This is a genomic window from Corynebacterium marambiense (assembly GCF_016342275.1).
Taxonomy (GTDB): domain Bacteria; phylum Actinomycetota; class Actinomycetes; order Mycobacteriales; family Mycobacteriaceae; genus Corynebacterium; species Corynebacterium marambiense.
On record NZ_JAEIOT010000004.1, the window covers coordinates 362,170 to 374,815 of the forward strand.

Here is a 12,646-nt window from a genome sequence, read left to right on the forward strand (position 1 = left end):
ACCGGGTCCGTGACCGGCGTGTCCGGGCCCGGTGTGGGAGACTTGAACTCATGACACACGCGACGGATGGCTTCACTGCCGCACCAGCCAGGACGACCCGCAACAGGGTGTTCTTCGGTCCGACCGCCCCGGCGGGGGGCGCAGACTTCACCTCGGACGCGCTCGGGGGCCGGGCCACCGTCCTCGCGATCGGTGCGGCCGGCATCGGCGGCGGCACACTGACGTTGATCTGCTGGTTCATCCTGAAGATGACCAACCTCCCCGCGTTCGGAGGTTCCCTGGTCTCCAGGGCGCTGTCCACCGCGGGCACCGTCGCGGTTCTCCTGCTCGTGGTTAGTCTTGTCTTCCTGTGGCTGCGCGACGAGCACCACGACCGCAGGCGCCGCGAATCGAAGACCGACGAGGTCAGGTCACTCGCGCGGGGGCCGGGCGCGGCAATCTCCCCGCACACCGTCCCTGACGACATGGACGAAGCCGATGCCCCCGTGATCGAGGTCGAGTTCCCCGACAGTGAACGGGTGACTCCCACGCGGCCCCGGTGGCGCGTGTGGCTGACCTACCTGGCCTGCTACCTGTCGCCCGCCGCACTCGTCGTCACCGCACTCGCACTGCCGCTGTCCGCTACCCGCCTGTACCTCGACGGTATCACCGTCGACCAGGGATTCCGCACCCAGTTCCTCACCCGATTGAGTGACTCCGCCGCGCTCAGTGACATGAACTACATCGACATGCCCTCCTACTATCCTGGGGCCTGGTTCTGGTTCGGCGGTCGCTTCGCGAATCTCCTCGGTCTCGACGGCTGGGCAGCGTTCCAGCCGTGGGCCCTGGTATCACTCGCCGCCGCCGCATCGATGGTGGTGCCCACCTGGCAGCGGCTCAGCGGATCACTCACCGTCGCCACGGGCGTCGGATTGACCAGCATCTGCCTCATTCTCGTGATCTCCTCCGAGGAGCCGTACGCGGCGATCGTTGCGCTCGGGGTCCCCGCCGCCACTGTCCTCGTGCGCCGCGCCCTCGACGGCAGTCGACTCGCCATGGCAGGCATGATCATCTACCTCGGCGCCTCGGCATCGATCTACACCCTCTACACGGCGGTGATCGCCCTATCAGTGGTGACGGTCGCGGGAGTGTTCGCCGCGGTCGTCGACCGGTCCTGGCTCCCGCTGCTGCGGATGATGCTGATCGGCGTGTGTTCCATGGCCATCGCGTCAGTGGTCTGGGGCCCCTACCTGCTGGCCATAGTCAGCGGAAAGCCGCACTCCGGTGCGACGGCAATGCACTACCTGCCACACAACGGCACCCAGGTCCCGATGCCGATGCTCTCCTTCTCCGCAGTCGGAGTGCTCTGCCTGCTGGGCACGATCTTCCTCGTCGTCCGGGCCGTGGACCGGGATGTCCGTGCGATGGGCATCGCCCTGGTCGTGTTCTACGGCTGGATCGTGGCATCGATGATCGCAACCCTCGCAGGGAACACCCTGCTCGGGTTCCGGATGGATGCCGTCGTCACCCTGCAACTCGCCACCGCTGGCGTCTTCGCGATCGCGGAGATCCGCCTGCTGGGGCCGGATGCCCTGTACCCCCACCAGATCTCGGCCAGCACGGGACGCAACGTCACACTCGTCATGGTGACACTACTACTCATCTCAGGGGTCGCCTACGCGCAGACGATCCCGCAACGCAACCACAACGCCATCGACCTTGCGTACACCGACACTGACGGCGACGGGGTCCGCGCGGACCTCTATCCACCGGATTCGGGTACCTGGTACAGCGAGATCGACGAGCTGATCCGCGACAAGGGTCACGTCCCGCGGGACACGGTCGTGCTCACCGACGAACACAATTTCATGTCCTACCACCCCTATCGGGGTTTCCAGGCGTTCACCAGCCACTACGCCAACCCACTGGGTGAGTTCGACCTCCGCAACCGGGAGATCGAGCAGTGGGCCACCGCCTCGTGGAACGTTCTCACCGATCCTCGGGCGTTCGTCGCCGCACTTGAGGAGTCCCCTTTCACCCCACCCGACGTATTCATCCTGCGGGGTGACGCCGACGACAAGGCAGAGGGCTGGAAGTACGACATCGCGGAAGACATCTACCCGAATAACCCGAACGTCCGGTTCCGCGGCGTCTGGTTCAACCCAGCCTCGTTCACCGGTGACGGCTCCCCCTGGGACATCGAGCAGATCGGCCCCTTCGTGGTGGTGACCCGCAGCCGATGAAGCGCTCAGGAAGCTCTGACGTAGACTTGTCTGCTGTGTCAGCCACAGCCGTTAATCCCCCGCCCACCGCGTCGAGACGGTTGCTCAACCTCGCCATAGTCAGTGGTGTCCTGGGTTTCCTCATGTTCGTGATCACGCCGTTCATGCCGGTCTCCCAGACCCAGTCCTCCTTCGACTGGCCGCAGAACGACACCCTGAACAGCGTCAACGCGCCGTTGCTCAGCTACGTACCGCAATCCGTCGAGGTCGATATCCCGGTATCCGCGCTCACCGAACTGCGGGAGGACCAGTCGACCGTCCTGGGTACCCTGCCCGCCGACAGCGAAGACGCGACCACGCGCGGACTGTTCGTCCGACTCACGCCCACGGGGCTCGACGTCATCGTCCGCAACCAGGTTCCCTTCGAACTGGGCACCGAACAGCTCGAGACGCTTCCGCCGGACGCCGTACTCCATGTCTCCTCCACCGAGGACGAAACCACCGCCCGTATCAACGGCGCCCGTGGCCCGGACGGCGAGGAGTACAGCGGAACCATCACCGGTGACCAACGACCGCAGCTGACCGGTATCTACACGGAGCTGAACGGGGACAGCACCACCGCCCGCGAACTCATCGACGAGGGCCTTTCGGCCCACATCGAGATCAACTCACGCTTCACCTCCACACCGAGCGCCCTGAAGTACATCACGATGTTCTCGGGCCTGGTGCTACTGCTCATCGCACTGTGGACGCTGCACCGGATGGACATCCTCGACGGCCGCCGGACCCGACGTTTCCTGCCGGTCAGGTGGTTCCGGCCCCGGCTGCTCGACGGCATCGTCGGCGGTGTCCTCGTCTGGTGGTACATCTTCGGCGCCAACACGTCCGATGACGGCTACCTGCTCACCATGGCGCGGGTGTCGGACCACTCCGGCTACATGGCCAACTACTACCGCTGGTTCGGCGTCCCCGAATCCCCGTTCGGTGCCCCCTACTACGACCTGCTCGGCCTCATGGCGCAGGTCTCCACCGCATCGGTGTGGATGCGCCTGCCGGAGCTCATCGCCGGTCTGCTGACCTGGATGATCATCACCCGCGAGGTGCTGCCGCGCCTGGGCTCGAAGATCAACAACCGACGGGTCGCGCACTGGACCGCGGCATTCTCCTTCCTGGGCTTCTGGATGGTCTACAACAACGGCCTGCGTCCCGAGCCGGTCATCGCCGTCGGCGCCCTGCTGACGTGGGTGTCCATCGAACGAGCCATCGCCACGTCCCGACTCCTGCCCGCCGCCGTCGGCGTGATCATCGCAACGGTGTGCCTCGGTGCCGGCCCCACCGGGCTCATGGCGGTCGCCGCCCTCCTCGCCGGACTGTCGGGACTCATCCGCATCGGGCTGCGCCGGATGCCGCTGCTCGGCGCGGAGCGGGATGCCCCGAAGAGTGCGGCGATCAGGGCAGCCGCCGCAATGATGGCTCCCTTCCTCGCCTCCGGTACCGCAATCCTGCTCGCCGTGTTCGGTGACCAGACCCTCGGAACCGTCCTCGAGTCCATCCGGGTCCGCTCCGCGAAGGGCCCGTCGCTGAACTGGTATGACGAGTGGGTCCGCTACGAGACACTGATGCAGCAGACCGTCGACGGTTCCTTCGCCCGCCGCTTCGCCGTGCTGATGCTCTTCGTCTGCCTCGCGCTAGTGCTGGCCAGCGTGCTCCGCAACGGTCGTGTCCCCGGATCCGCCAAGGGACCGTCGATGCGGCTGATGCTCGTGTTCTTCGGGACCATGTTCTTCATGATGTTCACGCCCACGAAGTGGACGCATCACTTCGGCGTGTACGCCGGTATCGGGGCGGCGCTCGCCGCGCTCGCGGCGATCGCCGTATCGAACATGGCGCTGAAGAGCGTCCGGTCGCGCACCCTGTTCATCGGCGCGATCCTCTTCGTCCTCGCCTTCGCGCTGTCGGGCACCAACGGCTGGTGGTACGTCTCCAGCTACGGTGTCCCGTGGTTCGACAAGACCATCCAGTACCGCCACATCGAGGCATCCACCGTGATGCTGTTCATCGCGCTCGCCGTGCTCGCCCTCGGAGCGATCCAGTCCTTCGTAGCAGACGTCGCCACGGCGCGTGCCGCCGCCGAGGGTCGGGCCGAGGAGTACGCCGCGGAAACGCAGCGACGCCTGCGCCGCTTCGACGGCGTGGCGGCCTCACCGCTCGCGGTCGTCTCCGCGCTCGTCGTCATCTTCTCGATGCTGTCCCTCGGTAAGGGCTTCGTCGACCAGTATCCGGCCTATTCGATCGGACTCGGTAACGTCCGCTCCTTCGCAGGCAACAGCTGTGCACTCGCCAACGACGCACTGATTGAGTCCAACACCAACGACAGTTTCCTCACGCCCGTTGACGGCACCCCGCTCGGCGAATCCCTGGAGAGCGAGGACAACCGAGGTTTCGACGCGAACAACGTCCCACCGTCGATCAACTCCGCAGGCGTGGACACCACCACGACGGGAGCCGGCTCCATTGCGGGTGCAACCGACGATGACACCGTCTCCGGTGACTCGGGTGGCCAGGATTCCGGTTCCGGTGGCGGTATCCGAGGCGACGTGGGGGTCAATGGATCAGTCGCGCAGCTCCCGTTCGGGATCGACTACCGCAAGGTGCCGGTCCTCGGGTCCTACACCGCCGGTCCGCAGTTCCCCGCCGAGGTCACCACGTCCTGGTATGAGCTGCCGGAGCGTCATCCAGACGCACCGCTCCTCGTCGTGTCCGCAGCCGGACGGATCGAGCACAACGACATCAACGGCGTCCGTCAGGACGGGCAACAACTCGTCATCGAGTACGGCACCCGCGAGGCCGACGGCCGGGTCACGGGCCTCAACGAGATCGAGCCCCTCGACATCGGACCGGCGCCGGGCTGGCGGAACCTGCGCGTTCCGCTCGACCAACTCCCGCCGGAAGCGAACGTCGTCCGTATCGCCGCCGCAGACACGAGTCTCGACCCCGAGCAGTGGCTCGCCATCACCCCACCCAGAGTGCCGACGCTGACGTCGCTAAACGAGGTCGTTGGCTCCGAGGACCCCGCCCTGCTGGACTGGTCGGTGTCGCTGCAGTTCCCCTGCCAGCGTCCGTTCGACCACTGGGCCGGCGTCGCCGAAACCCCGCTCTGGCGGATCTCACCCGACCACGGCGGCAAGGTGACGCTCTCCCCGTGGCAGGACTACAACGGTGGCGGTGTCATGGGTGTCGCGGAAGCCATCAACAAGGCCACCGAGCTGCCGAGTTACCTGAAGGATGACTGGCACCGCGACTGGGGCTCCCTGGAATCCTACGAGCTGCGCACCGATTCCCGCGGTGAGGCACCCGTCGATGCGGTGATCGACTACCGCACCGTGCAGCGTTCCGGTTTCTGGAACCCGGGCAAGATGAAGATCGAGGACTGACCACAGGTCCGGGAAAGCTCCCACCCGTTGCGCCATGAGCGACGGATGGGAGCTTTGACCGTTGTCTTACAGAACGAGGCGGGTAGCGTTTCCGGCGTGCTATCGGTCGCCTACGGGGACGGTCCCGTCGCCGAGGAATGGTCGAGCTCGTATGGGCCTGCCCCGAGGACACCGCACGCAACTGCTCAGTTGACTGACGGGGCATCGCCCCCTCGCGTTATCCGCCGGGTGGCCCACAGGAGAAGCGGAGTCCTTAGTTTTTCCGTCCTCGTACAGCGGACTGCGGAAGGAGCACCGGGGCCAACGGATGACGGGCTGTCGCGCATGGTGCCCCCGAGCCGTCCGAGTCGGTGGGTTTCCGGATTGACCCCATCACCGACGGCACCCAGGGAGTCCGCACCACCGACGCAGTTGTCGGCGGCGACGGGGAACCCACCCTCTCCGGCTTCGGCAGGGGCCGAGTTCGGAGTACTGGCTGTTCTTCTCCGAACAGTCCCGGGGCGCACCAATAAGTGAGACACCTGCGCCGTCGGTGGCTCCGGCCCCTGACACTCTGCGTATCTCCATCCCGAACCCGGATCGCGTCAAGGGGTCCGGAAGAACGCCCGGGTAGCGGGGGTCCCGTGAATCCGGCGATCATGGGCCGACGCCCCCGGATACGCGGTCGAACCCCTGCGCATCATCCGTGCCGTACATGGCGATGTCCAGAATGGCGAACAGCGTGGTCGGGGCCAGGCCTGCACCCTCCACGATGCGGTATCACGGTGTCTCAGAGACTCCTACCACGACCCACCCACGCACCACCCCGAGACGGCGATACCTGTGGTGCTCGTGACGACGCTGCATCAGAGTTGACGGGAATGCAAGGACTCCTCACCGCCATCAGTACGGCACGAATGCAGCGCACTCGTACTCTGACCGGCCGCCGACCGCGAAGTCCGCTCTCCGGATCAGGTACGGGCCCGCCGCAGCTCACCTACTCCCGTGCCCGCCGGGGTTCCCGCGCGGGCACGCTGAGGAGTCAGCCGATCTGCTCGGCGAAGTGCTGCACGTTCTTCAGCAGAATGAGGAGATCGCCGATGGTGTAGTCACCGGTCTGGAACATCACCTGCAGGTCGGGGACGGGCAGATCGCCGTGGGCGATCAGTTCGCGGACACGCTCGACGATCTCGGTGGCGGGGCCGATGTCGATTCCCTGGCTCTGGGCGACGACTACAAGGGCACCGATCGCGAGAGCACCTGCCGCGACGGCGAGGATGGCCCCGACGAGTTCCCGGTTATTGCTACCCAGTGCTTCGAGTTCGGTGACCCGGCCGCCGATGGCATCGAGGTCAATGCCTGCGGTGAGCACCTCACCGAGGTGGACATCGATATCGGCACTGAAGTCGTCGAGCTGCTGCTCGCTACCGTTGAACAGATTCACGTCGGCGACGGTGACCATGCCGGGCACGACAGCGTTATCGGCACGCTGCCAGAAGGTCATGTGGTTCCAGCCACCCGGGATATCCCTCGGGGGACGGTTCTCGTACGCGGCGAGCCACAACGGGTAGTCGCTGAACTCGCTGGTATTGGCCATGTTCTTCTGCCAGAAGTACCGGTAGGTGTAGATGATCGGTGTGCGCCCGGTGAGTCGCTCGATCTCGGTGACGAACTCCCGTACCCAGGCGCTGAGCTCGACCGGCCCGAGATCTTCCGCGTACTCGATGTCGAGTACCGGAGGCAGAGAGGGTTGCGGCTGCGTCGCAAGCACCGCGGCGTATTCGGCGGCCTGTGCCGTGGCGGAGTAGTTGGGGCGGGCCATGTGGTAGCTGCCGATCAGCATGCCCGCGTTCCGGGCCTGCTGGGAGTCGGCGGCGAAATACGGGTTGATATATCCGATGCCCTCCGTGGCCTTTACGAAGGCGAACCGGTGACCGGCTGCGGAGACTTCGCGCCAGTTGATCGCGGCACCTTCGGGGTGCTGCCAGCTGGCGACGTCGACGCCTTGGGGTGAGGCGATGCTGAACGCAGCGGCTTTCGGAGCGCCCAGCAGAGCGGCGACCAACGCGAGCGCAGTCATGAGTGCGGTGACAGGAATGGTGACGGCGCGGTGGTGCGTCGCGCGCACAGCAGCGCGATCGTGCGTGAAAAAGTCCATGGACAAAAATCTACCCCAAATTCACACAAGTCACATCTTTAACATCAGTAACGTGCACAACGGGGCTGCGATTCCGTCACTCCCGGGGTCAACCCTTGTACACGACCCGTGCTCCACCCGCCCCGAGCGCTGTGAAACCACCCTGCTCGAGCTGGTGCACCGACATCACCGGACGATCGAGCAGCACATATCCGGAATCCGCCCGGGCAAACCGCCACGCACGCATCGACACCCAGATAAACAAGGGGTAGACAACGAGTGCGACCATCGCCATGGAGACCATGCTCATCCTCAGGTTGACGTACATGATGTTCCAGCAGAAGTGTGCGGTGAATGCCACACCTACCCACACCAACCCGGTACCGAGCCGCCATAGACGACTGCGTCCCGCAGTGAACACCGCGACGCCGATACCCCAACCGACCATCCCAGTGAACAGTACGTGCAGGAAGGGGCCTCCGATCATGCGCAGCCCCCACATCCCCAGCATCCCGTCCATGTCACTGACCGGGTCATACAAAGAATCCACCACCGCGTAAAGCGCGTTCTCGACGACCTCGAATCCGATTCCAACGAGAACACCGGTGACGAAGCCGTGCCAGGGCCGCACCAACGGACGGAAACTGAAAAGGATGATCAACACACCCAAGGACTTGACGGTCTCCTCCGGGTAGGCACCACCCCAGGACGCCTCGAAAAGATCCAGCCCGAGCCGCGCGGGAAGATCCGTCGACGCCGTCGCCAACGGGAACACCAGCAGCGGCGACACCGTGGCACCCCACAACACTGCGGCCAGCACGTACCCCGCCCCGGCACGCGGCCACAGCGGGGTAAACCGGACGGCCAGCAGAACGACAGTGAGCTCCACCACAGCAAACAGCACACTGATCCCGACGACCCCGAACGACGGCAGCGCACCGTCAGAGGCCCATCCTGCGAACAGTGACACCATCAGAAACAGCAAACCCCCAACGAGCCCGATACCGTTGAGGATCCACAGCACGATCTGCAGAAACCTGTTCATACCCGCGCCTCCGACGTCAGTGCTGACGGTAGCTCCAACTGGGTGACATCGCGCTCACCGTTGTTCCGAACCTGCGGCGAAATGAGGCCGGTGTAATCGTCGCCCCGCTCACCGAAGACAGCAACAACCAGCAGCTCGCCCTCGTGATCACCGGTACCCGGCAGCGCCAGACCCGTGAACTGTTCCTCCGGTTCCTCACCCGAGAACATCACCATTCTCGGCCCGTCTTCTTCCGGGTGATGCAGTTCCAAGAGGTCGCCGTCCCGCATCACCTCAAGTTTCTTCGCCTCAAAGATCCCCATCGCGCGCATCATTCGGCGCGCAGCGAGTTCCGGGTCCGGGACGTCCTTGACAACCAGAGACTTGATCTGGGTTCCACCACAGTCCCATCCCCCTTCCATGACGACGTCCTGGAGTTTGTCACATATCACCGGCTCCCCGCCCGCGTACCGCAACGGAATCTGCCATCCACCGCCGACGGAATCCCCGAGGATCACCTCACCGACGGGCCGCCCGCTCCCGGGCAGCTGATCCATGATGAGCAGCGGAACCGACACCACCAGCATCAGCACCCCGATCAACTGTGCGACATGTGCAGGCCGGAACTGCGGTTTCAGACGGTATTGTTGCATGCCCCTGAAGATACCGACATGTACCGATGGGAGCATCGATACGTACAGGGCACCGGAGTAGGGGCCCGAGGTAGTGGATCCACGGTCCAGCAAACCCGTAGAGTTGGACCCATGAAGGATCTCTACCGCTATGTCAACGGCCCCTGGCTCGACTCCCACGTCATTCCGGATGACCGCGGCGCCGACGGCAACTTCCACAAGCTCCGGGACCGCTCGGAGGAGGATGTCCACACCATCGTGGAGGCCGACGATGGCCGTGCCGGAATCCTCTACAACTGCTTCATGGACATTGAGGCGATAGAAGCCGCCGGAGTCGCGGTCCTGGGCGCCGATCTAGACCAGCTCGACGTCGACACGCCCGAAGAACTCGCCGCCGCCCTGGGGCACCTCGACCGGGAGGGGGTCGGCGCCCCCGCTGGCTTCTGGGTGGAGAAGGACTCCGCCGGCGAGGAGGCACTGGCTTACCTGGTCCAGTCGGGTCTCGGGCTGCCCGATGAGGCGTACTACCGCGATCCCGCCCACGCGGAGACACTGGCCGCCTACCGCGCGCACGTCGCCACCATGCTCGATTTCCTCCCTGCAGACCGCCTCGGCGGGCTCTCCGCCGACGCCGCCGCCGAGCGCATCGTCGAGCTGGAGAAGCGCATCGCCGCCGGACACTGGGATGTCGTCGCAGCCCGGGACGCGGTGAAGACGTTCAATCCGACGGAATTCGCCGATCTTCCAGCGCTCGTCCGCACCCTCTGCACGGCATCGGGCCTTCCGGAACACCGGCTCATCGTGATGATGCCGTCCTACCTCGGACACCTGGACGAGCTGCTGCGCGAAGCGGATCTCGCGGACTGGAAGCTCTGGGCCACATGGCACATCCTCAACGCCCGGGCGGGTCTGCTCACGGACGAGATCAGCAGGACCAACTTCAACTTCTACGGAACAGTCCTCCAGGGTGCCACCGAACAGCGCGACCGCTGGAAGCGCGGAATCGGTCTGGCCGAGCGCTTCGTCGGTGAAGAGATCGGCAGACTCTTCGTCGCCGAGCACTTCCCGCCCGAGCACAAGAAGCAGATGCTCACCCTCGTCGACCACCTGATCGGGGCCTACCGTGAGCGGATCACGAACCTCGTCTGGATGACCGAGCAAACCAGGAGAAAGGCCCTGGTCAAGCTCGACAAATTCAACGCCAAGATCGGCTACCCCGACAACTGGCGCAGCTACGAGGGGCTGGTCTTCGAGCCCGGGGGCGCCAATCTCGTGGCGAACGTCCGCCGCGGCAACGCCTTCCTCCACGACTATGAACTGAACAAGATCGGAAAGCCCGCCGACCGCGCGGAATGGGTGACCACCCCGCAGACGGTTAACGCCTTCTACAACCCCGTCGTCAACGACATCACCTTCCCCGCAGCAATCCTCCGACCGCCCTTCTTCGATCCCGACGCGGACGCAGCGACGAACTTCGGCGCGATCGGGGCCGTCATCGGACACGAGATCGGGCACGGTTTCGATGACCAGGGCAGCCAGTACGACGGCGACGGCAACCTCAATTCCTGGTGGACCGACGAGGACCGTACCGCTTTCGAGGAACTGACCGCACGACTGGTCGGCCAGTTCAACGGGCGGGTCCCCAGTGTGCTGGAGGGCACCGAATCCACAGGTGTGAACGGGGAGTTCACACTCGGTGAGAACATCGGTGACCTCGGAGGCCTCGGCATCGCCGTCGTCGCCTACGGCCGCTACCTGGCAGATCAAGGCCTCGACTTCGACTCCGCCCCCACCGAAACCGTCGACCACGAGGGCGGCGACCCGAACATGGAGGGCCGCGAGTTCACCGGCCTGCAGCGCCTTTTCATCTCCTGGGCGCGGGTCTGGCGGACGGCCATCAGGCCGGAGTTGGCCACCCAGTACCTCGCCGTCGACCCTCATTCGCCCGCCGAGTTCCGCTGCAACATCATCGCGGCCAACGTGGACGAGTTCTACCGCGCCTTCGACGTGCATCCCGAGGGCATGATGTACCTGGAACCCACCCGGCGCGTCACCATCTGGTGACACCGGCCACGAGAGGATGAGACCCGGATGACACACTATCCGCCACCCTATGCACAGCCCCCGACACCGGCGGCGACACACCAGCGGAACTGGCCGAACATCATTCTGGTAATTTTCATTCTCCTCCTCTACGCATCCATCACCGCGCAGGCGGTGACGAGCCGCTCCCTCCTGTCCAGCGCCGCCCGGGATGTCCCCGCGTCCCCGTTGTACGGCTACTCCGCCGTCCGTGACGCGCCGGAGGGATGCCCGGGTGACACGCCGTGTCCACCCATCACGGAACGCATTATCAACATCGTCGGCCCGGATGCGGACCCCGTTCCCGTGATCGAGGCGAGCGCCACCCTGGGTACCGGAGAAGGATCACAACGGACCCTGGCATATCTGCTTGAGGACCAGATTCCGGAAGGTCCGGGGCCGGGCGAGTTACTCCTCGACGATCTCACCGCCCGGAGGCTGGGACTGTCCGCGGGGAGCGAGGTCGATCTCCGCATCACCGCGGATACCGGCACTGAGGCCGGAGTCAGGCTCCAGTTGGCCGGAACCTTCCGCCCGGCGGTGGATGAGCGGGCCGAGGAAGCCGGCGATCCGGACGCCGCACGTCAGGCGATTCTCTCCGCCACCGACATCCCGGCACTGGACGGAACACCTCCCACCGGCTGGTGGACGGCCCAGACGATCCCCGGTGGGTTCGGGGCCCTGTCAGTGGCGGGGCTTGAGGGCACACGCCAGCTGCAGGACAGCTGCGACTTCGCCCCCGAGTACGCACGGGGCCCCGGCTTCGCCTCATGGTGCGAAGCCGGGGCCCCCGGTCCCTCGGGTGGACTGGAGGGCCTGGATGCCCCCTACAACAGGTGGGTCATCCAGAGCACACTGGCGTTGATCGCCGCCATTTTCTGGGGGTTGACAGTCCGCCGCAAGATCGCCCTGGTACTGGTTCTTATGCCCTTCTCCGCGATGGGAGGGATTATCCTCGGGTGGCTCGCCGCCTACCCCATCTCCAGGGTCCTCGCCCCGGTGATCTGGCCGGAAGGCGGATTCGTCTTCGATCGCGTGGGGCCACTCGGATTCTTCGCTCTGCTCGGCGCCGCCGGCGGAGCCGGGTGCGCCGCACTCGTCGGACTGCTGATCGCGGCCATAGCTGAATCGGTACGCGCGAAGAACCAGCGGTAGGG

General features: G+C 65.3%; 7 protein-coding genes. 4 read left to right on the top strand and 3 right to left on the bottom strand.

The genetic code is table 11. From position 1 onward, the window contains the following. The first annotated feature begins 50 nt into the window (after positions 1–50). Together JDV76_RS01755 and JDV76_RS01760 are read left to right on the top strand one after the other, a co-directional pair. Positions 51–2,222 (top strand): galactan 5-O-arabinofuranosyltransferase, encoded by a 2,172-nt coding sequence (locus JDV76_RS01755; RefSeq protein WP_198735132.1) that lies wholly within the window; start codon positions 51–53, stop codon positions 2,220–2,222. Continuing rightward, entirely contained in the window at positions 2,219–5,635 is a 3,417-nt protein-coding gene (locus JDV76_RS01760) for an arabinosyltransferase domain-containing protein (protein ID WP_198735133.1), read from the top strand. Before JDV76_RS01755 ends, JDV76_RS01760 begins: the two co-directional genes overlap by 4 nt. Positions 5,636–6,656: 1,021 nt before the next feature. Here JDV76_RS01760 and JDV76_RS01765 read toward each other — a convergent pair. The 3 genes from JDV76_RS01765 to JDV76_RS01775 all read right to left on the bottom strand — a co-directional run bounded on the left by JDV76_RS01765 (position 6,657) and on the right by JDV76_RS01775 (position 9,428). Then, positions 6,657–7,772, bottom strand: a complete 1,116-nt coding sequence (locus tag JDV76_RS01765) for a GH25 family lysozyme (protein ID WP_232958710.1) — start codon at positions 7,770–7,772, stop codon at positions 6,657–6,659. A gap of 88 nt (positions 7,773–7,860) precedes the next feature. Next, complete coding sequence (locus tag JDV76_RS01770; protein WP_198735134.1) at positions 7,861–8,796, bottom strand: PrsW family intramembrane metalloprotease; 936 nt, start codon at positions 8,794–8,796, stop codon at positions 7,861–7,863. After that, a complete protein-coding gene (locus JDV76_RS01775) occupies positions 8,793–9,428 on the bottom strand; it encodes a hypothetical protein (RefSeq protein ID WP_198735135.1) in 636 nt (211 codons plus the stop codon). Before JDV76_RS01775 ends, JDV76_RS01770 begins: the two co-directional genes overlap by 4 nt. 111 nt (positions 9,429–9,539) lie before the next feature. Here JDV76_RS01775 and JDV76_RS01780 point away from each other — a divergent pair, with 111 nt between their 5' ends. Both JDV76_RS01780 and JDV76_RS01785 read left to right on the top strand, forming a co-directional pair. Next, a complete protein-coding gene (locus tag JDV76_RS01780; protein WP_198735136.1) occupies positions 9,540–11,471 on the top strand; it encodes a M13 family metallopeptidase in 1,932 nt (643 codons plus the stop codon). A 27-nt stretch (positions 11,472–11,498) separates the two neighbouring features. Next, complete coding sequence (locus JDV76_RS01785) at positions 11,499–12,644, top strand: hypothetical protein (protein WP_198735137.1); 1,146 nt, start codon at positions 11,499–11,501, stop codon at positions 12,642–12,644. Positions 12,645–12,646: the final 2 nt, after the last annotated feature.

Bases quoted from the DNA above. Each gene is read 5' to 3' on its own strand.
- JDV76_RS01775 (WP_198735135.1), bottom strand. From the start codon at position 9,428: ATGCAACAATACCGTCTGAAACCGCAGTTCCGGCCTGCACATGTCGCA.
- JDV76_RS01785 (WP_198735137.1), top strand. From the start codon at position 11,499: ATGACACACTATCCGCCACCCTATGCACAGCCCCCGACACCGGCGGCG.
- JDV76_RS01760 (WP_198735133.1), top strand. From the start codon at position 2,219: ATGAAGCGCTCAGGAAGCTCTGACGTAGACTTGTCTGCTGTGTCAGCC.
- JDV76_RS01765 (WP_232958710.1), bottom strand. From the start codon at position 7,772: ATGGACTTTTTCACGCACGATCGCGCTGCTGTGCGCGCGACGCACCAC.
- JDV76_RS01780 (WP_198735136.1), top strand. From the start codon at position 9,540: ATGAAGGATCTCTACCGCTATGTCAACGGCCCCTGGCTCGACTCCCAC.
- JDV76_RS01770 (WP_198735134.1), bottom strand. From the start codon at position 8,796: ATGAACAGGTTTCTGCAGATCGTGCTGTGGATCCTCAACGGTATCGGG.
- JDV76_RS01755 (WP_198735132.1), top strand. From the start codon at position 51: ATGACACACGCGACGGATGGCTTCACTGCCGCACCAGCCAGGACGACC.